Here is a 23,566-nt window from a genome sequence, read left to right as displayed (position 1 = left end):
CGAAGTCGCACAGACACGCCGAACAAGGCCCCACCGAGAGGCGACCCGGCGTGTCCGTGCGACCTCGGCCCCGGAAGTACGACCTCGTGGCCAGGCGTGCGACCTCGCGGCCCAGCCGTGCCGGTCAGTACGTGAAGGTCGAGACCGAGGCGCGCAGCTCTGTGGCCATCCGGGCGAGCTCGTTGACCGCGACGGTCGTCTGGGCGAGCGCCTGCGTGGTCGAGTCGGCGGCGTCCGAGACCCCGGTGATGTTGCCGGCGATCTCGCCCACCCCGGTCGAGGCGTCGGCCACGTTGCGGCTCATCTCCGTCGTCGTCGCGGTCTGCTCCTCGACGGCCGAGGCGATCGTCAGCTGGTAGTCGTTGATCGACGAGATCACGCCGGTGATGTGCTCGATCGCGGACACGGCACCCGCCGTGTCCGACTGGATGGTCTCGACGAGGCGTCCGATCGACTCGGTCGCGCGGGCCGTCTCCTGCGCCAGCTCCTTGACCTCCGAGGCGACGACAGCAAAGCCCTTGCCGGCCTCACCAGCACGCGCGGCCTCGATGGTCGCGTTGAGGGCCAGCAGGTTCGTCTGCTCGGCGATGGTCGTGATGACGCGCACGACGTCGCCGATCTCCTGGCTGGACGCACCGAGCTGGGCCACCGAACCCGTGGCGCTGGCTGCGGCGGTCACGGCCTCTCCAGCGACCCGGGCGGCGTCGTTGGCCGACTGGGAGATCTCCCGGATCGACGCACCCATCTCCTCAGCGCCGGCTGCGACGGTCTGCACGTTGCCCGAGACCTGGAGCGCCGCTGCCGACACGACCCCGGCCTGAGCGGAGGTCTCCTCAGCACCGGCCGAGATCTGCTGCGAGCTGGCCGAGAGCTCTTCCGACGCGGCGGCGACCGAGTCGGAGGACCGCACCACGGTGCTCATGACCTCGCCGAGCCTGCGGGTCGCGACGTCGAGCGCGGCGCCCATCCGGCCCATCTCGTCACGAGAGGTCAGACCGGAGGTCTGGGTGAGGTCGCCCTCGGCCAGGTGCTCAGCGACCCGCTGCACGGCGACGGCGCTCCGCGTGATCCCACGGGCGACCAACCAGCCCAGGGTCAGCGCGAGCAGCGCACCGGCGATCAGGATGACCACCGAGACGGTCCGCTGCTGGACGTAGCTGTCGCGCGAGGCCTCGACAGCCTCGGAGGCGCGGGTCCGCTCGGTCTCGACGAGGCTCGAGATCTGCTCGTTCATGGCGGTGGTCAACGGGCGAGACTGCTCGTCGTTGGCCGCTGTCCAGCCCTCGATGTCGCCGGCGATCGCGAGGGGTCCCATGACGTCGCGCTGGACCGTCAGGTAGGCGTCGATCGTCGTGGTGAGCTCGGCGAGGGTCTTCTCGCGCGCGGCGTCGAGCGGGGTCGCTGCGTAGAGGCCCTCGGCCTCCTCGAAGGCCGCCTCGGCGTCGTCGAGCTCGGTCAGCTTCTCACGCGTCTTGTCGGGGTCGAGCGCGAGGATCGCGTCACGCGAGCGGAGCCGCATGTCGTTCATCGCGAGCTCCATCTCCGAGGCGTGGAGGACACCGAGCACGTTCTCCTCGTAGAGCTGCTCGGTCGTGTCGGCCGAGGCTGACAGGGCCTGCAGCCCGACCAGGCCGATGACGATGGCGACGACTGTCGCGATCGCGACCACGCCGAGGACCTTGACGCGGACGCTCAGGTCTTCGAGCCGGGCTGCTGCGCGCTTCTGCGGGGGGATGCTCATGGTGCACTCCATACGTTTCAGGGGGACCCTTCAGATCGACCCCGGTCTTCACTAATTGAGGTTTCAACTATGTGAGTCCCGTCCCACGGCCCCCTGCCACCCGGGACGGGTCTCCCTCCGGACGGCACGGGGCAGCTCGCCCCGCACCCCCGCGGCCCTCAGTCGAGGATCGCGCGCGTGACCGCAGCCTGCTCCGTGAGGACGCCGCCGATGGTCGCCTGGGTCTCGTTGATCTGACCGACGGCGTCGCTGATGCTCGTCAGCGACCCGACGACCTCGTCGACCAGCTCCTGGATCGCGGAGATCCGCTGCCCGACCTCGGTCGTGGCCCGTGCCGTCTCGTTGGCGAGGTCCTTGACCTCGTTGGCGACGACGGCGAACCCGCGGCCCGCCTCACCGGCCCGCGCGGCCTCGATCGCCGCGTTGAGGGCGAGCAGGTTCGTCTGCGCGGCGATCCGCCCGATGACGTTGACCACGGTGCCGATCTCCTGCGACGACTCGCCGAGCCGGGTGACCTCGTCGTTCGCGCGCTCCGCGAGGAGACGCCCGTCTGTCGCCACACGGGTGGCCGACAGCACGTTGCGCTCGACCTCGTCGATCGACGCGACGAGCTCGTTGCCCGCGGTCGTCAGGCGGTCCGCAGCCTCGATGCGCTCGAGGGCCTGCCCGAGGAGGAAGGCCGTGTTGCGCAGAGCCTCTTCACGGCCAGCAGAGATCGTGAGTGTCGAGGTGACGAAGAAGTCCATCGTCCCGACGACGGTCCCGCGGACGAGGATCGGCAGGCACACCCCGGACTTCACCCCGGCGCGCTGCGCGACGGGTGCGCGCACGCAGTCGGTCACCTGCGCGAGGTCGCGCACGTAGACGAGGTCTCGCGTCTTCCACGCCCGCCCCGCGACGCCGACACCCTGAGCGAAGGAGGCCGCACGGGTCACGGTGCGGAACTCTTCGCCGACCTGGCCCGACTCCTGGCCGAAGCGCAGCACCTGGTCGGCCTCGTCGATCTGCCAGAAGGACCCGTAGTCCCAGCCGAAGTCACGTCGGATGGTGTCGAGGGCGCGCGACAGCGCGGCGTCCCGGGAGGTCGCGACAGAGACCTCGCGCAGCACAGAGCTCACGGCGTCGACGTCCTGCTTGTCGAGGGCCTGCCGCTCGGCGACCACGACCCTCTCGAGAGCCTGCGACACCAGGACACCGATGCTGCGCAGAGTCTCGACGCGCTGGGGCGAGAGCGCGAGGACCTCGGTCGCGAAGAAGTCCATCGTCCCGGCCACCTGACCGTCCTCGTAGAGGGGGAAGCAGATACCGCTGCGGACACCGACGCGCTGGGCGGCAGGCGCCCGCACGCAGTCGCGGAGGTCACCGAGGTCTTCGACGACCACGAGGTCGCGGGACTTCCACGCGCGACCGGACAGGCCCACGCCCTCACGGAACGATGCCGTGGCCGTCACGGCGCGGAACTCCTCGCCGACCGAGCCGGACTCCTGGGCGAACTCGAGCACGGGCTCGTCCTCGGCGATCCGCCAGTACGAGCCGTAGGCCCAGCCGAACTGCTCGCGCACGACGTCGAGGACGCGCTGCACGGCGTCGCCAGGCTCCCGGCTGCGCGCGAGCGCCTCGACGACCGCGGTGACCGCGTCGGTGTTCTGGCGCGCCTCGGCGAGCGCCAGGCTCGCGTCGGCTGCCGCGTGTGTCCTTCTCAGCGTGAACATGATGGTGCTCCTCTGGCGCCCTGCGGCGCAGCGTCGGTCGTTCTTCGGTTGAAGTGACCCCCTCCGACGACTTCATCGGCTCGCCTGGCTAGTAGTTTAAGTTTTGAGCACTGTGAGGAAGGAGATGCTCCCCCGCCTTGCGAGCCGCCCGAACTCGGCGATGATGGGCACCGTGGTGGGGCACGGCGCCGCCGTGTCACGTGACCAGAACGTGAAGATGAGCACACGCCGGACAGGCCCTACGGCACTGGTGACCGACCTGCCGCCGCGTACCGTGGACCTGTGACTGTCCAGCCCGAGACGACCGCGTCGTCGACCGCCCAGCCTGCCTCGGCGCAGGCTGGCCTCGGCACGCCCTCCGCCCCGACCGCAGCAGCCACCGACACATCGTCGGACTCGGCTGCGTCTGCGCCGTCCACGCCCACAGTGCCCGACTCCGGTCAGGCAGCCCCCGCCGCGCCTGCCGCACCCACGGTCCCCGCCGCGCCGATCGCCTCGGCGCGCGGCACGCTGCACCACGTCGAGATCTGGGTCCCGGACCTCGAAGAGGCCCGCGCGACCTGGGGCTGGCTGCTCACCGAGCTCGGCTACTCCCCCTTCCAGACGTGGGACACAGGGTTCAGCCTGAGGCTCGGCGGGACGTACCTCGTCTTCGAGCAGTCCGCCGCGCTGTCCTCCTCCGAGCACGACAGGCTCCGGCCCGGCCTCAACCACCTCGCCCTGCACTCGGGGTCGCAGGCCCGCGTCGACCGTCTGTACGCAGCTGCGCAGGAGAAGGGCTGGACACCGCTCTTCGCCGACAGGTACCCGTGGGCCGGCGGCAAGCCCTCCGACGGGCGCCCCGGGCACTACGCAGCATTCCTGCAGAACTCCGCGGGCTTCGAGGTGGAGCTCGTCGCGGCCCCGGCCGACGTCGTGCTGCGCCCGATCATCTCGGCTGACATCGACGTGTTCTTCCGCATGGAGCAGGACCGCGAGGCCAACCGGATCGCGGCCTTCACCGTCAAGGACCCGACCGACCGCGGCCGCTTCGACGCCCGCTGGAAGATCCTGCGCGAGGACCCCCAGGTCACGGCCCGAACGATCCTCGTGGGCGGCCGTGTCGCGGGCAGCATCATGACCTACGTCGAGGACGACGAGCACGAGCTCACCTACTGGATCGGCCGCGAGTACTGGGGCCGGGGTGTCGCGACCAAGGCGCTGCGCGCGATCCTCACCGAGGTGACCGACCGACCGATGCACGCCCGCACCGCCAAGGACAACGTCGGGTCGCTGACGGTGCTCAAGCGCTGCGGCTTCGAGGTGATCGGTGAGGACTCAGGCTTCGCCAACGGCCGTGGCGAGGTCGTCGAAGAGTTCATCCTCGCGCTGCGCGACCAGCCGGTCCAGCACGGCTAGGCCGCCCCGCCAGGCTGGCGGCCCTCCGGACTGGCGAGCGCTTCTGGGCTCGCACCTGCCTCGAGGCCCCTCAGCCGAGTGGTCAGGCGTCGACGGCCCCGAGCACAGCCCCGACGAGCCTGGCCTCCGCGGTGGCCCAGTGCTCTGCGGCGAGACTTGCTGCCCCTCCGCCACCGGGCACGTACCTCCGTAGCGGGACGCCGCGTGCTCCGACGGCACGCAGCGCAGCGAGGTCCCCGCTGAGGACGCCGGCAGCACGGGCCTGCACGAGGACGTTGCCGAGAGCCGCCCCCTCGACAGGTCCCGCCACCACAGGCAGCCCTGTCGCGTCGGCGGTGAGCTGGCAGAGCAGCTCGTTGCGCACTCCCCCGCCGACCATGTGCACCACGTCGACGTCGCGACCTGACAGCTCGCCCGCCTGGCGCACGGCCCGCCTGTAGGCGACCGCGAGGGAGTCGAGGATGCAGCGGACGGTCTCGGCCTGCGACTGCGGCGGCGTCTGACCGCTCCGCTCGGCCGCAGCGGCGATCCGCGCGGGCATGTCTCCGGGGGCGAGGAACTCCGGCGCATCGACGTCGACGACCGTGGTGAGCGCCGGGACGAGCGCAGCGGCGGCGAGCAGGTCAGGCAGGTCTGCGGGCAGACCTGCCGCGTTCCACGTGCGGACGGACTCCTGGAGCAGCCAGAGACCCATGACGTTGCGCAGGTATCGCACGCTCCCGTCGACGCCGAGCTCGTTGGTGAAGTTGGCCTCGCGGCTGGCCTCGGAGAGGACCGGAGCGTCGAGCTCGAGCCCGACGAGGGACCACGTGCCGCACGAGACATACGCGAAGTGCTCGCTCGTCGCGGGGACGGCCACCACGGCCGAGGCTGTGTCGTGCGACCCGACCGCTATGACCGGGACCCCGGCAGGCGCACCGACGGCGCGGGCGACGTCGTCGGCGAGAGGCGCGACGACGGTCCCGGGCTCGACGAGCGCCGGGAGCAGACCGTCCGCACCGAGGAGATCGGGCAGCGACGGGAAGGCGCGGCGCAAGGCGTCGACGAGGGTCGTGGACCACTGCCGCGACCGCACGTCGAGCAGACCGGTGGTCGACGCGTTCGTCACCTCGGCGACCCGGCGACCGGTCAACCAGGCTGTCAGCAGGTCGGGGACGAGCAGCAGCGTGCGGGCCGCGTCGAGCTGCGCGGACCCGGCCGCGGCCACGAGCTGGAACTCGGTGTTGAAGGGCTGGGTCTGCAGACCGTTGACGGCGTAGTGCTCGCCCGAGCCGATCTGATCGAAGACCCGCGCCGGGACACCGTCGGTCCGAGGGTCTCGGTAGTGCACGGGGTTGCCGAGCAGCGCACCGTCGGCGTCGAGCAGGCCGTAGTCGACAGCCCACGAGTCGATGCCGACGCCGCCGAAGACGTCGCCGCGCGCCTGGGTCTCGCGGACCGCCGCGCGCAGCCCGTCGAGGATCCCCTGGTGCAGGCGCAAGATGTCCCAGTGCAGGGTGCCGTCGACCTCGACAGGCCCGTTGGGGAACCGCGTGACCTCGTGCAGCTCGACCCGGGTCTGGCTGCCGTCGGGGGCGTCTCCAGGGATCACCCGCCCGAGGATCACGCGACCGCTCGACGCCCCGAGGTCCACGGCCGCGAAGGCCGTCGTCCGTCTCTCCACGTCACTGCACCTTCCATGATGCTGATGCCCGCCGGCGCGCCGTGCGCGGGCGGTGCGCACGGCCTCGGCCGTGCGGGGCGCGGGCCCGGGCTCCGCTGCCCGGGTCCGCGCGGTGCTGTGCTGTCGTGCTGTCGTGCTGTCGTGCTGTCGTGCTGTCGTGCTGTCGTGCTGTCGTGCTGTCGTGCTGTCGTGCTGCTGATCGTCAGCGCAGGAACGCCGCCGCGACACCCGAGTCGACCGGCACGTGCAGCCCTGTCGTCTGGCTGAGGTCCGGCCCGGTGAGGGCGTAGACCGCGGCCGCGACGTGCTCGGGGAGCACCTCGCGCTTGAGCAGCGTGCGCTGCGCGTAGTACGCACCGAGGTCCTCCTCCGCGACGCCGTAGACCGCAGCCCGCTTGGCCCCCCACCCTCCGGCGAAGATGCCCGAGCCTCGGACCACGCCGTCAGGGTTGACGCCGTTGACCCGGATGCCGTGCTCCCCGAGCTCGGCCGCGAGCAGCCTCACCTGGTGCGCCTGGTCGGCCTTCGTCGCGGAGTACGCGATGTTGTTGGGCCCGGCGAAGAGCGAGTTCTTCGACGCGATGTAGACGATATCGCCGCCCATCGCCTGGGCGATCATGGCGCGGGCCGCCTCGCGGGCGACGAGGAAGGACCCCTTGGCCATGACGTCGTGCTGGAGGTCCCAGTCCTTCGCGGTGGTCTCGAGCAGCGGCTTCGAGATCGACAGCCCGGCGTTGTTGACCACGAGGTCGACCCCACCGAAGGCGAGCGCGGCCTCGTCGACGAGGGCGGCGACGTCGGCCTCGCTCGTCACGTCCGCGCGGACGGCGACAGCGACGTCGGGACCGCCGAGCTGGTCGGCCACCTCCTGCGCACCCTCGAGGTTGAGGTCCGCGATGACGACGCACGCCCCCTCGGCCGCGAGACGCTCGGCGATCGCCCGGCCGATGCCCGAACCGGCTCCGGTCACGAGCGCGACGCGGGTCGCGAGAGGCTTCGGTGCGGGCATGCGCTGGAGCTTCGCCTCTTCGAGGGCCCAGTACTCGATGCGGAACTTCTCGGCCTCGTCGATCGGCGCGTAGGTGCTGATCGCCTCGGCGCCACGCATGACGTTGATCGCGTTGACGTAGAACTCGCCCGCGACGCGCGCGGTCTGCTTGTCCTTGCCGAAGGAGAACATGCCGACGCCCGGCACGAGCACGATCGCGGGATCCGCCCCGCGGATCGCCGGAGACTCAGGCGTCGCGTTCCGGTCGTAGTAGCCCTGGTAGTCCTCGCGGTACGCCGCGTGCAGCTCGACGAGGCGCGCAGAGATCTCCTCGACGGTCGCCGACGACGGCAGGTCGACGACAAGAGGCTTGACCTTGGTCCGGAGGAAGTGGTCGGGGCAGCTGGTGCCGAGCGCCGCGAGCTCGGCGAGCCGCTCGCGGGCGAGCAGGTCGAGGACCACGTCGGAGTCGGTGACGTGCCCGACCTGCGGGGCGTCGGTCGACGCGAGCCCACGGATCACCGGGGCGAGCTTCGCGGCCTTGGTCCGGCGCTCGGCCGGGTCGAGGGCCTCGTAGCCGGAGACGACAGCACCGAAGGGGTGCTTCCCCTCGGCCGCGAGCCTCTCGGTGCGCTCGGTGATGAAGGCCTCGGCGGTCGCGACGATCTCGAGGCTGCGGGCCTCGGCCTCGTGGCTCGTCTCGCCCCAGGCGGTGATGCCGTGCCCGCCGAGGATGCAGCCGATGGCCTGCGGGTTCGCGTCCTTGACCGCGGCGATGTCCAGGCCGAGCTGAAAGCCGGGGCGGCGCCACGGCACCCACACGACCCTGTCGCCGAAGCACTCGGCTGTGAGGGCCTCGCCGTCGGCGGCTGTCGCGAGAGCGATGCCCGAGTCAGGGTGCAGGTGGTCGACGTGCGCGGCGTCGACGAGGCCGTGCATCGCGGTGTCGATCGACGGCGCGGCACCACCCTTGCCGTGCAGGCAGTAGTCGAAGGCCGCGACCATCTCGTCTTCCCGGTCGACGCCCGGGTACACGCCGGCGAGGGCGCGGAGCCTGTCGAGGCGCAGCACGGCGAGGTTCTTCTCCGTGAGGGTGCCGAGGTCGCCGCCCGAGCCCTTGACCCAGAGCAGCTCGACAGGCTCGCCGGTGACGGGGTCGGTCTCGGCGCCCTTGGCGGAGGTGTTGCCGCCCGCGTAGTTGGTGGTGCGGGGGTCGGCGCCGAGGCGATTGGAGCGGGCGACGAGGTCGGCCGCAGGGGTGGTCATGCTGGTGCTGGGGGTCGTCGTCATGTCAGGCTCCCCATCCGGCCTGCGCGCCACCGACGCGCTCGGCCACGATCTTCTCGGCGTAACCGGAGGCCGCATAGGCGGCGAGCGGGTCCGGGTGCAGGCCCTGCTCTTCGCGCAGACCGGCGAGCAGCGGGCGGACGTCGGTGTTGTAGGCGTCCATGAGGGCACCGTTCGCACCGAGCACGTCACCGGAGCGCTGTGCGGCGTCGAGGGCGACGGTGTCGACGAGCAACGCCTTGGCCGTGGCCTCCTGGACGTTCATCACCGAGCGGATCTGAGCCGGGATCTTGGGCTCGATGTTGTGGCACTGGTCGAGCATGAAGCTCACGCCCGAGTCGGGGGCGAGCGCCCCGGCCTGGACGATCTCGTGCATGATCCTGAACAGCTGGAACGGGTCCGCCGCCCCGACCATGAGGTCGTCGTCGGCGTAGAAGCGCGAGTTGAAGTCGAAGGCGCCGAGGCGCCCCTGACGCAGCAGCTGCGCGACGATGAACTCGATGTTGGTGCCCGGTGCGTGGTGCCCGGTGTCGAGGACGACCACGGCCTGCGGACCGAGGGCGAGGCAGTGCAGCAGCGCGGTACCCCAGTCCGGGATGTCCATGGAGTAGAAGGCCGGCTCGAAGAACTTGTACTCGATGACGAGGCGGTGCTCGGGGTCGAGGGCCGCGTAGATCTCGGCGAGGCCGTCGGCCAGGCGGTCCTGGCGGGCGCGCAGGTTGTCCTGGCCCGGGTAGTTGAGGCCGTCGGGCAGCCAAAGCTTGAGATCGGTCGAGCCGGTGGCGCGCATGACGTCGACGCACTGGAGGTGGTGGTCGACGGCCTTCTTGCGGACGATCGGGTCCGGGTGCGTGAGCGACCCGAGCATGTAGTCGTCGTCCTGGAACAGGTTCGAGTTGATCGCGCCGATCTCGACGCCGAGGTCCTTCGCGTGCGCAGACAGCGCGGCGTAGTCGTCGGTGAGGTCCCACGGGATGTGCAGGGAGACACGCGGCGCCGTCGCCGTGTATCGATTCACCTGCGCAGCGTCCGCAATCTTCTCGAAGGGGTCGCGCGGGACACCCTCCTGCGCGAAGACCTTGAACCTGGTCCCGGAGTTGCCGAAGGCCCAGGACGGCAGCTCTATGGTCTGCGCGAGCAGCGCCTGGCGCGCGTCGGCGCTCAGTTCAGCGTGTGACATCTGGCTCTCCACCTCGTTGTGAATCGTTTCAAGAGAACTGTACGGAGCGGCGCGCGACTCCGTCAACCGTGAAGGGCATGGAGGAGCTGCTACGAGACGGATGAGCACGCGCAGCAGGGCCACCTGGCAGCGGTCCGTCGTCGGCCGGCACTACCTCCGGAAGGCGCGGACCACGCAGTAGGCGACAGCAGAGGTGCCGACGATCAGGACGCCGACAAGAGCCGGGAGACCGCCCATCGTGCTGGTCGTGCACGTCGAGTCGAAGGACGCGTCGGAGCATCCTCCCCCTCGGGCAGCAAGACACCAGAAGACGACGACTGCCGCGACCGCGAGCGCTCCGACCACCCATCTGGGTCGCCACCGCTGCGTTCTCATGGCCGTACCGTATCCGAGCCGTTCGGGTCCGCGACCGCGGACCGAGCCTGCGACGACGCGCGCCAGCCTCTCCCCCTGCTTCCCACGAACGCCCGCCGCGTGGCCGTCGCGGGCGTCGTCACCGTCCTGGCCGCTGGTTGCGACCGCAGACAGTGTCGAGCAGACGCCGCAGACCACCAACATCGGGGCGACCACCACTCGCGATCCCAGACACTCCAGGCCCGTCTAATTTTGGTGGACACAAATACGGTGTCGTGAGACGATCGCTGCTATGGCGATGACGTGGGCAGACAGCGCTGGCGAGCACGACATCCCGCAGGACGAAGCGCTCTACGCCATGCTCTATGCCCACGCCTTGTACGACGACTTCGAGGACCCTCGCCCAGGGCACGACACGAGCCCGCGGCTCTACATCGGACCTAGCCGCTTCGGCACGTTGGAGGTCATGGTGAACATCACCCCGCCGGGGGATGTCCGTGTCTTCCACGTCATGAGGCTTCGCGAGACGACTCGCACCACCGTTGGATATGAGGAGAAGCTATGAGCGAAGAGACTGACCGGCAGCTGGCTCAGTGGGCTGAGTCCGGAGTCACCACCCCTCGACGTGCCGTCACCGGACCGCAGGCCAGCGCGGAGGCGCGCGCCATGCTCGAGGCAGCAGGACTTGACGTCGCGGCCGTCGAGCGCAGAGTCGGACGACCCCGCCTGGACGGCGAACCCCCCAGACCGCACGGCCAGCGTTCGCCCCGCATCAACGTGGCGGTCAGTGACCAGACCAACCAGGCGATCGAAGAGGTCCGGGCCAAGCTCGGTCTCAGCCGGAGCGACCTCGTCCGCAAGGCACTCGACGCCTACCTGGCTGAGGCGTCGGATCTCGCTCACGCCTCCTAGAACCTGCTGCTAGCTCCTGTCGGCTCGTCCACGACAGGCCCTTCGCCCCGCCTACCTCTCGCGCGCCGCCCCTGCGCTCCGCCCGGACGACGCACCCGCGGACCGAGCCTGCGACGACGCGCGCCAGAGATGCATGACCGCGTAGGACCGCCACGGCGCCCACACCTGGGCCCGAGCCGCCAGGACCCGGTGCTCTGACCGACCAGCGCTCTGCGGGCCGAGCAGCCCGACCGCCCGCGCGCCGGAGAGCAGGGCGACGTCGCCGTCCAACCAGGTGTCGGGGTCGCCCAGGACGCGCATCGCGACGTAGGACGCCGTCCACGGGCCGACCCCGGGTAGGGCGAGCAGCGCTGAGCGCACCGTGGCGGCGTCGACGCCGACGTGCAGCTCGAGGTCTCCGTCCACGAGCGCACGAGCAGCACCGACGACGGAGGCGATCGAGCGTGCGGGCAGCCTGAGCAGCCGCTGAGGGTCGAGCGGCTCCCCCGCGACAGGAAGAGGTACACCGTCGAGGATCTGCTCGGGTGTCGGGAACAGCCTGTCGAGCCCCGAGAAGGTCGAGACGCAGGGCGACCCGAGGGCTGCAGCCAGCCTGCTGAGGTGCGTCCGGGCCGCGGCGACCGAGATCTGCTGGCCGACGAGCGCCCGGACGAGGATCTCCTGGGGATCGACGGTCCCGGGTGCCCTGGTCCCTGGCCGTTCTGCGACGAGCGCGCTCAGCGCACCGTCGGCTGCGAGGGCTGCGTCGATCGCGGACGGGTCTGCGTCCAGGTCGAGCATCCGACGCACCCGGGCGACCGCCGGGCCGACGTCGGACAGGGCGGAGAGCTCGAGGCGCGCACGGATCCGCCACGTCGCATCTGCGGTCTGCTCTGCCAGGACCTCCACAGCCCCCGGGCCGTGCGGCAGGTGGAGCGTCCGTGCGTATCTCAGGGTCCCGTCGGCCAGGACCCCGGCCGACTCGACCCCCTCGACAGCCCTGTCGGCCAGGAAGGACAGCACTCCTGGTGCGTCGAAGGGCTGCCGGACGGGGAGGTCGACGTCGAGCCGGATCGAATCCCGCCCGGTCACCTGCGACGGGCCGTTCACGGTCTCCGAGGCCCGCGCGCGGGCGCGGAGGTCGCTAGGCCGTGCCGCGAAGACCAGCTGGACCGTCTCGTTGAACTGGCGCACCGAGCCGAACCCGGCCGCGAACGCCACCTGGGCGATCGCGAGATCGGTCCCCACCAGCAACGAGCGTGCCGTCTGGGCGCGCTGCGCACGGGCGAGGGCCGCCGGGCCTGCGCCGAGCTCGGCCACCAGCAGCCTGTGGACGTGCCTCGGCGTGTACCCGAGCCTCGTGGCGAGCCCGTCGACACCCTCGCGGTCGACGACCCCGTCGGCGATCAGCCGCATGGCCCGGCCTGTGAGGTCACCGCGCAGGTCCCACTCGGGCGTGCCGGGCGTCGCCTCGGGAAGACAGCGCCGGCACGCCCGGAACCCCGCCTCGTGAGCTGCTGCCGACGACGTGTAGAACGTGACGTTCTCGGGCTTCGGGGTACGCGCAGGGCACGAGGGGCGGCAGTAGATGCCCGTCGAGGACACGGCGGTGACGAACTGCCCGTCGAACCTCACGTCCCGGGCGTCGATCGCGGTGTAGCGCTCGGCGAACTGCGGGTCCCCTAGCGAGCAGCCCGGCCCGTTCGCGCCCGCGGGCGCCGTCACGGTGCGACGGTCTCGAGAGGCCAGCGCGGCTCCGCGCTCGTAGTGGTGGTCGGTCCTCACGCGTCTATCGTCACCCCTCGGCGAGCCTGGCTCGACGACGCCCGCGTGAGCAGCCCGTCGACGTACCCGTAGTCGAGCGCCCCGGTGAGACCGTCGTAGGTCCCGGTGACGAGCAGCTCGGCCGTCGCGTCCCGGACCGTCGTCATCGCGGCCTGCGCGACGGACGATCCCAGGCTCGCGCGGGCCACGCCGAGCCGGCCGAGCCCTGCCACGTCGAGCGCGCCGGGTCCGACCATGACGTTGAACGGCACCTGGACCGCCCCGGCGAGGGCAGCGATGGTCTCGGCGTCGACCACACCGGGGACGAAGATCCCGTCGGCGCCTGCTTCGACGTACGCAGCCGCCCGGCGGACGGTCTCCTCGAGGCGCTGCGCCGGCGCGACGGCACCGGTCAGGTAGACGTCGCACCGCGCGTTGACGAACAGGCCGACGCCCATCTCGTCCGCGACACGGCGCGCGACAGCGATCCGCCGGGAGAGCTCGTCAGGTGACCTCGACCCGTCTTCGATGTTGATGCCCACGGCTCCTGCCTCGATCACCGCGCGGACCGTCTCGGTGACGTCGCCCGTGCTGTCCGGGTACCCACCCTCGATGTCCGCCGAGACCGGCACGTCGACCGCCGAGGCGATCGCGGCGAGCACGGACACGGCCCGCGCTCGGTCCAGGTGATCACCGTCGGGGACACCCTGGGACCAGGCGACACCGGCGCTGGTCGTCGCGATGGCCGGGGCGCCGGCGTCCTGGGCGGCCAGAGCACTCGCCACGTCCCAGACAGTGACGAGCGCGAGCGGGTGAGCAGGGGTGTGGAGGGACCGGAAGACATCGGAACGGTGGCTCTGTGGGAGGTTCATGCCTGCAAGTACATCGGCCCTGGCCTTCGGTGTCTGGCGGTCATCGGACACCACCGTCGGCAGCACGGGACGCGATGCACGACCCACCGCCGGTCTCCCGTGGACGCTCCGTGCGGGACGTGCTGTCGACGACACCTCGGGGCACGAGACGCCTGCGGCCTCGTCGCACGCGGTGGTTAGGGTGACGGCATGGGAATCACCGATCTGGCCGTCGAGCAGGGCACGCCTGACGATGTCACCCAGGCCGTGGCTCTGCTCGACGGAGCGAGGCGCTGGCTGCACGAGCGGTCGATCGACCAGTGGCGGCACGCCATCCCGGCTGAGGTCGTCCTGGGGGACGCCGAGCGCGGCGCGCTCTTCGTGGTCCGCGACCAGAGCGGGCTGCAGGCGATCGCCACCATCACCGACCACGACCCGGAGACCTGGGGCGCCGACACCACCCCGGCCCTCTACGTCCATCGTCTGGCCGTGGCGCAGGCGAGCCGCGGTCGCGGACTGGGGCAAGCGCTCCTGAGCTGGGCGGCCGCCCGCGCTGCCGAGCGGCGCAAGACCTTCGTGAGACTCGACTGCGCCGACGACAACCACGGCCTGCGGCGCTTCTACGAGTCCCAGGGCTTCCAGCACGTGAGAGACACGACCGTGACAGCCCCAGGGAGCGCCCGGATCCTCGGGTCGAGTCTCTACCAACGGGCTGTGGCCTCGCCCGACCGCGGCCCCGGCCGTCACGGCGATGAGAGGTCGGACGCCCGCCGGGTCTGACGTGCTGGGACGAAGGTTCCGTTCGCGTCGGCCTCGGCCGGGACCGCGTCCGTCGAGGGACCTACAGCGAGGTCCAGAGATAGAGCCCGTCTCCGCGCCGCTGGGCGAGGACCGCAAGATCGATGACCCGACGGACGAGGTCTGACGCCTCGGGCTCGGTGAGGTCGATGTCCTCCAGCGCGCAGAACGACGCGATGACAGCGTCGATGCTCACGCTCACCGTCGGGTCGGCATCGAGCGCGGGGAGCTCTGCGAAGGCCGCGACCACGGCATCGGGGACCTGCGACAGCTCGTCGAGCTCGAGGTGGACAGGGTGGAGCTCTGTGTCGATCCCACCGACGCCGACCGCCCTCGCGACGATCTCACCGAGGACCTCCAGCTCGAGGTCCGTGACACCCGTCGTCTCGAAGAGGTCACCGACCGGGGTCGGCGGGCGACCCTCGTCGTGCGCCCTGGCGCGAGACATGGCGTGCTCAGGTGATGCGGTGAAGATCTCAGTGAGGATGGACATGCCGACAGGCTACTGCTCAGACCGGAGCTCGTCCGGCGGTCCTGGCCGCGGCCATCGACCGCGGCCAGGCCGCAGGCTCGATCAGCCGCTCGACGAGACCGAGCGAGGGGCACGGGTTCGGAGGTCAGCCTGGTGCGCCGTCAGACCGACGTCTCGCAAGCGATGTCTTGCGAGACGTCTCGTCGGGCAGCTGATGCTGGTCTCCACCAGAAGACGTCTCATCAGGTCCGATGGCGGACGTGACGGTTACGCAGGAGAGAGCGGGCCGAGCATGCCTGCCGAGTCGGCATCCTGCCCCGGGGCACCAAGGCGCCCGGGCGCCCGCGGCGGGGAGGGGTCGCTGGCAGCCCCAAGCGCATCGCGGAGCAAGGTCTCCAACGACGCGACCTGGGCTGAGAGGTCTGCGACCTGCGCCCTGGTGGCCGCCTGCTCGGCCTCGTTCGCCTCAGTCACCCGCTCGACCAACCACGAGGCGAGGGTCGCCGTCACGACACCCAGCAGGGCGATCCCTCCGACCATCAGGACTGTTGCCACCACCCGCCCGGTCGCAGTCGTCGGATAGGTGTCGCCGTACCCGACCGTCGTCATGGTGGTCACCGCCCACCAGATCCCGTCAACGAACCGGGTGATCGTCGCCCCCGGCTGGCCCCGCTCGGCATCGGTGATCGCCAGAGCCCCGCACAGGACCAGCAGGGCCGTGCCGCCAGCCGCGTAGGTCACCACCCGCCCGCGCAGTCCCTGCGCCCCCGTGCGGTTCAAGACTGACAGCAGCGTGACGAGTCGGAGCAACCGCAGCGGTCGCAGCAGCGGGAGCACCAGCACGAGAAGGTCGAAGAGATTGCCGAGGAAGAACCGTCGCCGGTCTTCAGAGACCATCAGGCGCACGGCGTAGTCCACACCGAACATCGCCCAGGTCAGTGCCACCGCACCCGACGCGAGAGCACGGACACCCTCGCTGACTGCGGGCCAGATGATCGGGATCGCATAGGCCACGAGGAACAGCAGCGCCCCGACCGTCAACGGTCCCTCGGACCAGCTCTCCCACCGCTCACGTCGCGACACGCGCACAGTCTGCCAGGTCGGTCTCCACCGACGTTGCCACCAAGACTCGGATCTCATGGGGATTCCGGCTGTCGTAGTTGTCAGTTGCGAGACGCATGCGAACACCACGGACGTCCGGAGGGCTCGACGAAGGCGGCGAGCAGGCACCGGTCGCCAACCTGTTGGGGCTTCGAACGCTCCCCCTACCGAGCAGCCCCTGCCCCGCTCAACCTCAGGATCGTGTCGACGACCTCCGCCACGGGCAGGGTGGTGTCGACCGCGATCCCCGAGGTCGCCACGTCCTCCTGCGTCTGGTGCAGACGCAGGATCAGCTCTCGTTCCTCAGGCGCGTGCCCCCACTCGTCGCCAGGGCGCCCGTCCAGCCGTCGGACCAAGGTCTCGACGTCGACAGTCAGCACGAAGACCCCGTCGAGATCATCGACGAACGCAGCATGGTTGCGCGACCCGCCGCAGAGGAACGTCACCGGCGTGCTGTCGTCCGCGATGAGGCGCCTCACTGCCGCCACGTCCCAGATGTGGTGCTCGTGGTCGCTCGTGCTGGTGGGCACTCCCGTGATCGGGTCTCCCTGGTACGCCAGCTCGCGGTCGCCATGGACGGCGTGGACGCCGCGTCGCTGCAGCTCCGTGCAGACCGCGGTCTTGCCAGTCCCGGAGACGCCCTCGACCAAGAAGTTCTTCATGCCCACGTCGGCCAGGCTAGCCGCAGCGCCCCCGGACGAGCGGGCTGCCGCTGCTCAGCCCGTCGGCAGCCCCGCCTCGGCCAGCTGCGACTCCAGGTGGAACACCTGCTCGAGCCGCACCATCCCCTCGTCCGGCGCGGTGTCGTCGGCGACGAAGAACTCCCCCATCTCGGTCTGCCACCGGGCGTTGACGCCGGTCTGCCCCATCGCTGCCTGGGCCGCGTCGTAGTCGTCCACGTCGACGAACCCGACCAGCAGGCCGTCGGGCGCCAAGAACAGGTGGTAGTCGCGCCAGCCGCAGTCGCGCAGGGCCTCGAGCATCTCGGGCCACACCGCGGCGTGCCGCGCGCGGTACTCGTCGAGCCTGTCGGGCCGGACCTTGGAGACAAAGCACACGCGGGCCACTGTGGACCTCCTCGTCCTCGGTGTCATGCGCTACATTCTTGTGAATCGGTTCAGCGCGATGTCGAGGACCGTACGTCCCACGTCCTGAGCAGGTCAAGCGCCACTAGTATTCAAGGGCACCCGGGCTCGACGACGCTCCCGGCGCACCCCACGTCGAAAGGCCCACCACGGTGACCACGCCCACTGCGCGCAAGCGGAGCTCCATCAGCGACGTCGCGCGCACAGCCGGCGTCTCCGTCGGGACGGTCTCCAACGTCCTCAACCGACCAGACCGCGTCTCCCCCACCACCCGGGACAGGGTCCTCGACGCGATCGCCGAGCTCCAGTTCGTCCCGAACGGCTCGGCACGCCAGCTCCGCGCGGGCACGATCACGACAGTCGGCGCGATCGTCCTGGACATCGGCAACCCCTTCTTCACCGAGGTGGCCCGCGGCATCGAAGACCGCCTCGCCGAGGACGACTTCACACTCATGCTCGCGAGCTCGGACGAAGACCCGGACCGCGAGGCCCGCTACCTGCGGCTCTTCGAGGAGCACGGGGTCCACGGGGTGCTCGTGGTGCCCTCGACCGACGACATCGAACCGCTGCTCGAGCTCCGAGCCCGCGGTGTCAACGTGGTGCTGCTCGACGCGACCTCACCCGTCCCGGACATCTCGTCGGCCGCGGTCAACGACGTGGTCGGCGGCCAGCTCGCCGGCAACCACCTCGTCGCCGAGGGCCACACGCACATCGCCTTCGTCAACGGCGCGCACAGCATCCGCCAGTGCGGCGACAGGCACGCGGGCATGCTCCGCGCCCTCGACGCGGCGGGGCTCGACCCGGCGACCCACCTCACCGAGATCACCGCCTCGTCCCTCAACGCCGACGGCGGCGAGGCCGCGATGCGCCACCTGCTCGCCACGACGACAGCCGGTGTCGACCGCCCGACGGCCGTGTTCTGCGTGAACGACCTCGTGGCCCTCGGGGTCCAGCGGACCCTGCGCGCCGAGGGCATCGCGATGCCCGGTGAGATGGCCGTGGTCGGCTACGACGACGTGAACTTCGCCGGGGAGCTCGCGATCCCGTTGACCTCCGTGCGCCAGCCCACCCACCAGCTCGGCTACAGGGCCGCAGACCTGCTGCTGTCCCAGCACACGCAGGGCGACAGGTTCCGCCACGAGCAGGTGCAGTTCCAGCCCGAGCTCGTGGTCCGCGCCTCGAGCCACGCCGGGTGAGCACCTGACCACCTGCGCGACCCGCACTACCTGACGGAGCGAACGACGATGTCTGACTCTGCACTCCCCGCCTCGACGACCGCTGCCACCGGCCGCGCAGTCCCGCCGGTGCGGGCCCCCTGGGCACCGATCGGCCAGGACAGGCCGGTCCGCGCGGCGATCGTGGGCACAGGGGCCGTCGCCCACCTGCACGCGCAGGCGATCGCCCTCGACCCGCTCGCCGAGCTCGTCGCCTGCTCCGACCCGGACACCGGCCGCCTCGACGGCTTCGCCGCCAGGTACGCGGTGCCCGGCCGGTACCCCACGCTCTCCGAGCTGCTGGCATCCGAGACTGTCGACGTCGTGCACCTGTGCACCCCGCCCGGCGTGCACCGCGAGCAGACCCTCGAGGCTGCCGCGGCTGGGGTGCACGTCGTCTGCGAGAAGCCCCCGGCGCTGTCTCTCGCCGAGCTCGACGACATGCAGGAGGCCTGCGACTCCGCAGGTGTCGCCCTCGCGACGGTCTTCCAGCAGCGCACAGGCTCCGGCGCCGCGCACGTCCGCGACCTCCTGCGCTCGGGTGCCCTCGGGCGACCGCTCGTCGCCCAGTGCGAGACCCTGTGGTTCCGCGGCGCCGACTACTACGCGGTCGACTGGCGCGGGCGCTGGGACAGCGAGGGTGGCGGCACGACGCTCGGCCACGGTATCCACCAGATGGACCTGCTCGCCCACCTGCTCGGCGACTGGCAGGAGATCAGCGCGCAGACCTGGCGCCTGGACCGCGACACCGAGATGGACGACCTGTCGACGGCGACCATCCTGTTCCGCGACGGTGTGGTCGCCACGGCTGTGTCCTCGACCCTCAGCCCGCGCGAGACGAGCCACGTCCGGGTGGACTGCGAGCGCGCGACCGTGGAGGTCGAGCACCTGTACGGGCACTCCGGGCCGGACTGGCGGATCACCCCGGCGCCAGGGGTCCCCGCCGAGGAGTCGGCCGGGTGGGGGCTCCCCGAGGAGGACGAGCCGAGCGGTCACGTCCCGCTGGTCCGCGAGACGTACCGGGCGCTGCGCGAGGGGACGGCCCTGCCCGACGTGGCGTCCTCGGCGCGGCGCCCCCTCGAGATCGTCACTGCGATCTACGCCTCGGCTCACTCTGGCGGTCGCCGCGTCACCGCTGACGAGCTGCGCGAGACGGGCGTGCTGTCGACAGGGCTGGAGAGCTCGATCCGCGACCCTCGCACCGAGGCGGGTCTGCACGCCTCGACGAGGGCCTGACCTCTCTGCCGGCCCCTGGTTCGCCCGGTCGCGTGGCGCGGGGCGGTGCGACGATGGACTCGTGACTCCGAACCCCGCACCGCGCCGTCCTGACGTGACCACGCTCGACCTCATCGGCGGTGTCGAGCCGCTCACCATCACGCTGCACGACTACGACGAGACCTGGCCCGCCCTCTACCGCGACCACGAGCAGCGGATCCGCGAGACGCTCTCCGGGACCGACGTGCTCGTCGAGCACATCGGGTCGACCTCGGTGCCCGGGCTCGCCGCGAAGCCGATCATCGACGTCGTGGTCGGCGTCGACGACATCACCGCCGAAGAGGACTACCTCGACGGGCTGCTCGCGGCCGGGTACGCGCTGCGGGTCCGTGAGCCACGGCACCGTCTGGTCCGCACCCCGGCCCGCGACGTCCACGTGCACGTCTACGAGAAGGACGACCCCGCGGTCCACGAGTACCTGCTGCTCCGCGACCACCTGCGCGCCGACGCCGCCGACCGTGAGCTCTACGAGAGCACCAAGCGGTCCCTGATGAGCACCCGGTGGGACGACATGAACTCCTACGCCGCCGCCAAGACCGATGTCATCGTCGCGATCAAGGCCCGGGCCCGCGCCGCGCGCGGATAGCGCAAACCCGGGCCAGCGCAGCATGCGGACAGCGCGCGAACTGCGGAGAGCTCCCATCACGCGGGCAGCGCCCGGCCTGCGGGCAGTCGCCGACGCCCAGACGAAGCGCGGCCCGAGGAGCTAGCGACCGTCAGCTCCGGTGCACACGACGAGACCGGCGGGAGACTGTCTCGTCTCCCGCCGGTCTCGTCGTGCAGTCTGAGATCGTCTCTGGGTCGGTGCGCGGCTGCGGTGCCGCGCGGGCTCTCGGGCTGGGTCAGCGGCAGTTGACCTTGGTGTACTGGTAGGTCGCCTTGTCGTACGACGCGCCCGAGCCTGTCGGGGTGACCTGCACGCGCAGCCCGCACCCGGCGACGTAGGCGTCCTGCAGTGCGTCTCGCATGCCGCCGTTGGCCTGGTTCTGCGAGCACGCCCAGCTGATCGGCCACGGCAGCGCACCGCAGATGAGGTCGGTCTGCGACTGTGCGTCCGCGGCCTGCTGGGCGACCTCCGCCCGGGTGAGCGTGTAGTCGATCGTGTCTGCGGCCTGCGCAGTGGCGGGGACCGCCAGGAGGAGTGCAGCCGTCGCGCCGGCTGCGCCGATGATTCGCTTCAGTGACGTCCTGTTCGTGTTCATGTCTCCACGCTCGCCCGGGCAGGCCAGACCGTCCAGACCGCACGGCACCCTCGACGGCTCGGGAACGCTGCGCTGGTGCGGCTGACGGGAGATCTCGACAGTTCGCACGGGGGACCCTCAGTGAGACACCACGGCCCCGGCTGCCGCCGCCCCAGGGGACCAGTCCCCATCAGCCCAGGACCCCGGACGCCGCACCCGCGGATAGCGTCGTCCACATGCTCATCGGCTACGCACGCGTCTCGGTCACCCCGCGCGACCGCACAGCCCAGGTGAGCGCGCTCCGGGCGCTGGGGGTCGTCCCCGCTGCCGTCTACGTCGACCGTGGGCTGACCGGCACAGACCGGGACCGGCCAGGTCTGGCCGACGCGCTCGCCCGCTGCGGACGTGGAGACACGCTGGTCGTGACGGCCCTGGCCAGGCTCGCGCGGTCTGTCCCGGACGCCCGCGACATCGTCGACCGGCTGGCAGCAGCCGGGGCGATGCTCCGTGTGGGCGCAGACCACTACTGCCTGGGTGGTCCCGACGCCCTCTCGTTGTGCGACTGCCTGGCCCTCGTCGCCGACCTCGAGGCGGACCTCGTCAGGCTGCGTACCCGCGAGGGGATGGCCGAGGCCAGCGCCAAGGGCCACCTGCGCGGCCGACGCCCGACGCTCACCCCCGCGCAGGAACGCCAGCTCGTCACCACCCTCCACGAGGGGTCACGCACCGCGAGCGAGGTCGCCGAGATCTTCGGGGTGTCCCGGGCGACCGTGTACAGGGCGGTCCGGCGGGTGCGGTTCCCCGGCGACGGCTAGCGCTGCGGGCCCGACGCCTCGCCCGCCGGCCGACCGACCGACTCGTCGACAGCCTGGTCGGCGGACTCACCGACCACCTCGCCGACGACCTCGTCACCAGGCTGTCCCGCCGACTCGCCCTCGAGCGCTCCCGCCACGTCGCTCCGGCTCGCGAGCGGGATGTGCGGCAGGAACAGCGCGACGACGGTCCCGGCGAGGAACATCGGCACGAGGAAGGCGAAGAGCGGGATGAGCGCGTCGGTGTACGCGTCGACCACCCCGGACTGGACCGCGTCGGGCAAGGAGCGGACGATCGCGGGCGTGAGGCTCGTGGCGCCGGGCAGGTCGACACCCTCGGTGCCGCTGAGCGCGTCGGCGAGGCCCGAGGTCAGCCGTGAGGCGAAGACCGTCCCGAGGATCGCGGTGCCGAGGGTGACACCGATCTCGCGGAAGAAGTTGTTCGACGACGTCGCCGTCCCGATCTCGCGCGGCGGCACGGCGTTCTGCACTGTGAGCACGAGCAGCTGGAAGAACAGCCCGATGCCCAGACCCATGAGGGCGAGGATCGCGCAGACTGCCCAGAGGCGTGTCTCGTCGCTGACCCGCGAGAGCAGCAGCATCGCCAGGGCCGCGATCACGGTCCCGACGACGGGGTAGATCCTGTACCGGCCGGTCTTGCTGACCCTCGCCCCCGAGAACAACGACCCCGTGAGCATGCCGACGGTCATCGGGATGAGCAGCAGGCCCGACTCTGTCGCGTTGACCCCGTAGGCCATCTGCAAGAAGGTCGGCATGTAGGCGAGCGCACCGAACATGCCCGCTCCGACGAAGAGCCCGAGGGTCGTGGCGACCACGAAGGTCCGGTTGCGGAACAGACCGAGCGGGATGATCGGCTCGACGGCGCGGTGCTCGACCACCAGGAAGGCGGCCGTGGCGAGGACGCCGACCACGGCGAGCACGAGGATCGTCGGCGACGACCAGTCGTACTCGGTCCCGCCCCAGGTGCAGACCAGCACGATGCCCGTCACGGCGACCGCCATCGTCGCGATGCCCAGGTGGTCGATCTTGGCGGTCGACGTGCGCTTGGGCAGGTGGATCATGGTCGCGGCGACGGCGAAGGCCGCGATGCCGAGCGGCAGGTTGACCCAGAAGATCCAGCGCCAGTCGACCGAGTCGGTCAGCCAGCCGCCGAGGAGCGGACCCGCGACGGACGCGACACCGAAGACGGCACCCATGGGCGCCATGTACTTGGCACGCTCACGGGCGGGGACGAGGTCGGCGAGGATCGCCTGCGACGTGATCATCAGGCCAGCACCGCCGAGGCCCTGGAGCGCACGGAAGCCGATGAGCTGGATCATGTCCTGCGCGACGCCGCACAGGGCCGAGCCGAGCAGGAACAGGGCGATGGCGAAGAGGAAGAGCTTCTTGCGGCCGACGAGGTCGCCGACCTTGCCGTAGACCGGCATGGCGATGGTCATGGCGAGCACGTAGGCGGTGACCACCCACGCCATGTGGTTGACGCCGTCGAGCTCACCGACGACTGTCGGCAGCGCCGTGCCGACGATGGTCTGGTCGAGGGCGGCGAGGAACATGACGAGCAGCAGGCTCGCGTAGATCCAGCCGAAGCGGGGTGCGGCCTCGACGCGGGGCGTCTCGGTCACGGGGGTCTTCTCGGTGCTCACAGGGGTCTCTCTCGGGCCGGAGGGGATGGGGCCGTGACGCTGGGCGACGACAGGCACACCAGTGACAGAGTAGGTCGGACCGCTGACGAGAGGATCTCGAGCAGAGGATCGGCGACGTCCGATGCCCGAGCACGG

Annotated in this window: 22 protein-coding genes; 8 read left to right on the top strand and 14 right to left on the bottom strand. The window is 71.0% G+C overall.

The genetic code is table 11. The features are described from left to right. Nucleotides 1-124: 124 nt before the first annotated feature. Nucleotides 125-1,741, bottom strand: a complete 1,617-nt coding sequence (locus ASG53_RS16965) for a methyl-accepting chemotaxis protein (RefSeq protein ID WP_056136470.1) — start codon at nt 1,739-1,741, stop codon at nt 125-127. Between the two features lie 158 nt (nt 1,742-1,899). Beyond that, the gene (locus tag ASG53_RS20440; protein WP_056136109.1) at nt 1,900-3,453 is read right to left on the bottom strand and encodes a GAF domain-containing protein; all 1,554 of its coding nucleotides are present in this window, start codon (nt 3,451-3,453) and stop codon (nt 1,900-1,902) included. 282 nt (nt 3,454-3,735) lie between these two features. Between ASG53_RS20440 and ASG53_RS20435 the strand changes: the two genes are divergently transcribed. Then, the gene (locus ASG53_RS20435) at nt 3,736-4,851 is read left to right on the top strand and encodes a GNAT family N-acetyltransferase (protein WP_235533975.1); all 1,116 of its coding nucleotides are present in this window, start codon (nt 3,736-3,738) and stop codon (nt 4,849-4,851) included. Nucleotides 4,852-4,933: 82 nt separating this feature from the next. Here ASG53_RS20435 and ASG53_RS16945 read toward each other — a convergent pair whose 3' ends face one another. The 4 genes from ASG53_RS16945 to ASG53_RS16930 all read right to left on the bottom strand — a co-directional run bounded on the left by ASG53_RS16945 (nt 4,934) and on the right by ASG53_RS16930 (nt 10,344). After that, on the bottom strand, nt 4,934-6,514 hold the full coding sequence (locus ASG53_RS16945; protein WP_056136107.1) for a rhamnulokinase: 1,581 nt from the start codon (nt 6,512-6,514) through the stop codon (nt 4,934-4,936). Nucleotides 6,515-6,716: 202 nt separating this feature from the next. After that, a complete protein-coding gene (locus ASG53_RS16940) occupies nt 6,717-8,792 on the bottom strand; it encodes a bifunctional aldolase/short-chain dehydrogenase (RefSeq protein ID WP_200945524.1) in 2,076 nt (691 codons plus the stop codon). Between the two features lies 1 nt (nt 8,793). Next, nucleotides 8,794-9,969 (bottom strand): L-rhamnose isomerase, encoded by a 1,176-nt coding sequence (rhaI, locus tag ASG53_RS16935; protein ID WP_056136105.1) that lies wholly within the window; start codon nt 9,967-9,969, stop codon nt 8,794-8,796. A gap of 150 nt (nt 9,970-10,119) precedes the next feature. Beyond that, on the bottom strand, nt 10,120-10,344 hold the full coding sequence (locus ASG53_RS16930) for a hypothetical protein (protein ID WP_156382864.1): 225 nt from the start codon (nt 10,342-10,344) through the stop codon (nt 10,120-10,122). A gap of 271 nt (nt 10,345-10,615) precedes the next feature. On the opposite strand from ASG53_RS16930, the gene ASG53_RS16925 reads away from it, so the two are divergent. Further along, nucleotides 10,616-10,888, top strand: a complete 273-nt coding sequence (locus tag ASG53_RS16925) for a hypothetical protein (protein ID WP_056136102.1) — start codon at nt 10,616-10,618, stop codon at nt 10,886-10,888. Then, the gene (locus tag ASG53_RS16920; protein ID WP_056136100.1) at nt 10,885-11,235 is read left to right on the top strand and encodes a ribbon-helix-helix protein, CopG family; all 351 of its coding nucleotides are present in this window, start codon (nt 10,885-10,887) and stop codon (nt 11,233-11,235) included. Before ASG53_RS16925 ends, ASG53_RS16920 begins: the two co-directional genes overlap by 4 nt. A gap of 51 nt (nt 11,236-11,286) precedes the next feature. On the opposite strand, the gene ASG53_RS16915 is transcribed toward ASG53_RS16920, so the two are convergent. After that, entirely contained in the window at nt 11,287-12,939 is a 1,653-nt protein-coding gene (locus ASG53_RS16915; protein ID WP_056136464.1) for a DNA-3-methyladenine glycosylase 2 family protein, read from the bottom strand. Nucleotides 12,940-12,995: 56 nt separating this feature from the next. Next, nucleotides 12,996-13,850, bottom strand: a complete 855-nt coding sequence (locus tag ASG53_RS16910) for an isocitrate lyase/PEP mutase family protein (protein ID WP_056136097.1) — start codon at nt 13,848-13,850, stop codon at nt 12,996-12,998. Nucleotides 13,851-14,039: 189 nt separating this feature from the next. Between ASG53_RS16910 and ASG53_RS16905 the strand changes: the two genes are divergently transcribed. Then, the gene (locus tag ASG53_RS16905) at nt 14,040-14,609 is read left to right on the top strand and encodes a GNAT family N-acetyltransferase (RefSeq protein WP_082544145.1); all 570 of its coding nucleotides are present in this window, start codon (nt 14,040-14,042) and stop codon (nt 14,607-14,609) included. A gap of 61 nt (nt 14,610-14,670) precedes the next feature. On the opposite strand, the gene ASG53_RS16900 is transcribed toward ASG53_RS16905, so the two are convergent. From ASG53_RS16900 to ASG53_RS16885, 4 genes are all read right to left on the bottom strand, one after another. Continuing rightward, complete coding sequence (locus tag ASG53_RS16900) at nt 14,671-15,120, bottom strand: hypothetical protein (RefSeq protein WP_056136094.1); 450 nt, start codon at nt 15,118-15,120, stop codon at nt 14,671-14,673. A gap of 246 nt (nt 15,121-15,366) precedes the next feature. Further along, nucleotides 15,367-16,182: a potassium channel family protein gene (locus tag ASG53_RS16895; RefSeq protein WP_235533974.1), complete on the bottom strand. Its 816-nt coding sequence runs from the start codon at nt 16,180-16,182 to the stop codon at nt 15,367-15,369. A 182-nt stretch (nt 16,183-16,364) separates the two neighbouring features. Continuing rightward, nucleotides 16,365-16,862, bottom strand: a complete 498-nt coding sequence (locus ASG53_RS16890; protein WP_218928498.1) for an AAA family ATPase — start codon at nt 16,860-16,862, stop codon at nt 16,365-16,367. A 54-nt stretch (nt 16,863-16,916) separates the two neighbouring features. After that, nucleotides 16,917-17,294 carry an L-rhamnose mutarotase gene (locus ASG53_RS16885; RefSeq protein WP_200945523.1) on the bottom strand — a complete coding sequence of 126 codons (378 nt, stop codon included), beginning with the start codon at nt 17,292-17,294 and terminating at the stop codon, nt 16,917-16,919. 143 nt (nt 17,295-17,437) lie between these two features. Between ASG53_RS16885 and ASG53_RS16880 the strand changes: the two genes are divergently transcribed. The 3 genes from ASG53_RS16880 (at nt 17,438) to ASG53_RS16870 (ending at nt 20,360) form a co-directional block, all read left to right on the top strand. After that, entirely contained in the window at nt 17,438-18,481 is a 1,044-nt protein-coding gene (locus ASG53_RS16880) for a LacI family DNA-binding transcriptional regulator (RefSeq protein WP_056136085.1), read from the top strand. Nucleotides 18,482-18,529: 48 nt separating this feature from the next. Continuing rightward, nucleotides 18,530-19,735 carry a Gfo/Idh/MocA family protein gene (locus ASG53_RS16875; RefSeq protein ID WP_056136082.1) on the top strand — a complete coding sequence of 402 codons (1,206 nt, stop codon included), beginning with the start codon at nt 18,530-18,532 and terminating at the stop codon, nt 19,733-19,735. Between the two features lie 61 nt (nt 19,736-19,796). Then, on the top strand, nt 19,797-20,360 hold the full coding sequence (locus ASG53_RS16870; RefSeq protein WP_056136079.1) for a GrpB family protein: 564 nt from the start codon (nt 19,797-19,799) through the stop codon (nt 20,358-20,360). A gap of 256 nt (nt 20,361-20,616) precedes the next feature. Here the strand turns inward: ASG53_RS16870 and ASG53_RS16865 are convergent, their stop codons facing one another. Beyond that, nucleotides 20,617-20,976 carry a hypothetical protein gene (locus ASG53_RS16865; protein ID WP_056136076.1) on the bottom strand — a complete coding sequence of 120 codons (360 nt, stop codon included), beginning with the start codon at nt 20,974-20,976 and terminating at the stop codon, nt 20,617-20,619. Nucleotides 20,977-21,191: 215 nt separating this feature from the next. On the opposite strand from ASG53_RS16865, the gene ASG53_RS16860 reads away from it, so the two are divergent. Continuing rightward, a complete protein-coding gene (locus ASG53_RS16860) occupies nt 21,192-21,770 on the top strand; it encodes a recombinase family protein (RefSeq protein WP_056136072.1) in 579 nt (192 codons plus the stop codon). Here ASG53_RS16860 and ASG53_RS16855 read toward each other — a convergent pair. Further along, nucleotides 21,767-23,431, bottom strand: a complete 1,665-nt coding sequence (locus ASG53_RS16855; protein WP_082544178.1) for an MDR family MFS transporter — start codon at nt 23,429-23,431, stop codon at nt 21,767-21,769. The genes ASG53_RS16860 and ASG53_RS16855 overlap by 4 nt on opposite strands. Between the last annotated feature and the right edge of the window lie 135 nt (nt 23,432-23,566).

The organism is Sanguibacter sp. Leaf3 (assembly GCF_001425965.1).
Taxonomy (GTDB): Bacteria; Actinomycetota; Actinomycetes; order Actinomycetales; family Cellulomonadaceae; genus Sanguibacter; species Sanguibacter inulinus.
This window is presented reverse-complemented; position numbering and strand designations above follow the sequence as displayed.

Bases quoted from the DNA above. Each gene is read 5' to 3' on its own strand.
- ASG53_RS16885 (WP_200945523.1), bottom strand. From the start codon at position 17,294: ATGACACCGAGGACGAGGAGGTCCACAGTGGCCCGCGTGTGCTTTGTC.
- ASG53_RS16890 (WP_218928498.1), bottom strand. From the start codon at position 16,862: ATGAAGAACTTCTTGGTCGAGGGCGTCTCCGGGACTGGCAAGACCGCG.
- ASG53_RS16865 (WP_056136076.1), bottom strand. From the start codon at position 20,976: ATGAACACGAACAGGACGTCACTGAAGCGAATCATCGGCGCAGCCGGC.
- ASG53_RS16905 (WP_082544145.1), top strand. From the start codon at position 14,040: ATGGGAATCACCGATCTGGCCGTCGAGCAGGGCACGCCTGACGATGTC.
- ASG53_RS16910 (WP_056136097.1), bottom strand. From the start codon at position 13,850: ATGAACCTCCCACAGAGCCACCGTTCCGATGTCTTCCGGTCCCTCCAC.
- ASG53_RS16860 (WP_056136072.1), top strand. From the start codon at position 21,192: ATGCTCATCGGCTACGCACGCGTCTCGGTCACCCCGCGCGACCGCACA.
- ASG53_RS16965 (WP_056136470.1), bottom strand. From the start codon at position 1,741: ATGAGCATCCCCCCGCAGAAGCGCGCAGCAGCCCGGCTCGAAGACCTG.
- ASG53_RS16875 (WP_056136082.1), top strand. From the start codon at position 18,530: ATGTCTGACTCTGCACTCCCCGCCTCGACGACCGCTGCCACCGGCCGC.
- ASG53_RS16900 (WP_056136094.1), bottom strand. From the start codon at position 15,120: ATGTCCATCCTCACTGAGATCTTCACCGCATCACCTGAGCACGCCATG.
- ASG53_RS16940 (WP_200945524.1), bottom strand. From the start codon at position 8,792: ATGACGACGACCCCCAGCACCAGCATGACCACCCCTGCGGCCGACCTC.
- ASG53_RS20440 (WP_056136109.1), bottom strand. From the start codon at position 3,453: ATGTTCACGCTGAGAAGGACACACGCGGCAGCCGACGCGAGCCTGGCG.
- ASG53_RS16930 (WP_156382864.1), bottom strand. From the start codon at position 10,344: ATGAGAACGCAGCGGTGGCGACCCAGATGGGTGGTCGGAGCGCTCGCG.
- rhaI (WP_056136105.1), bottom strand. From the start codon at position 9,969: ATGTCACACGCTGAACTGAGCGCCGACGCGCGCCAGGCGCTGCTCGCG.
- ASG53_RS16925 (WP_056136102.1), top strand. From the start codon at position 10,616: ATGGCGATGACGTGGGCAGACAGCGCTGGCGAGCACGACATCCCGCAG.
- ASG53_RS16920 (WP_056136100.1), top strand. From the start codon at position 10,885: ATGAGCGAAGAGACTGACCGGCAGCTGGCTCAGTGGGCTGAGTCCGGA.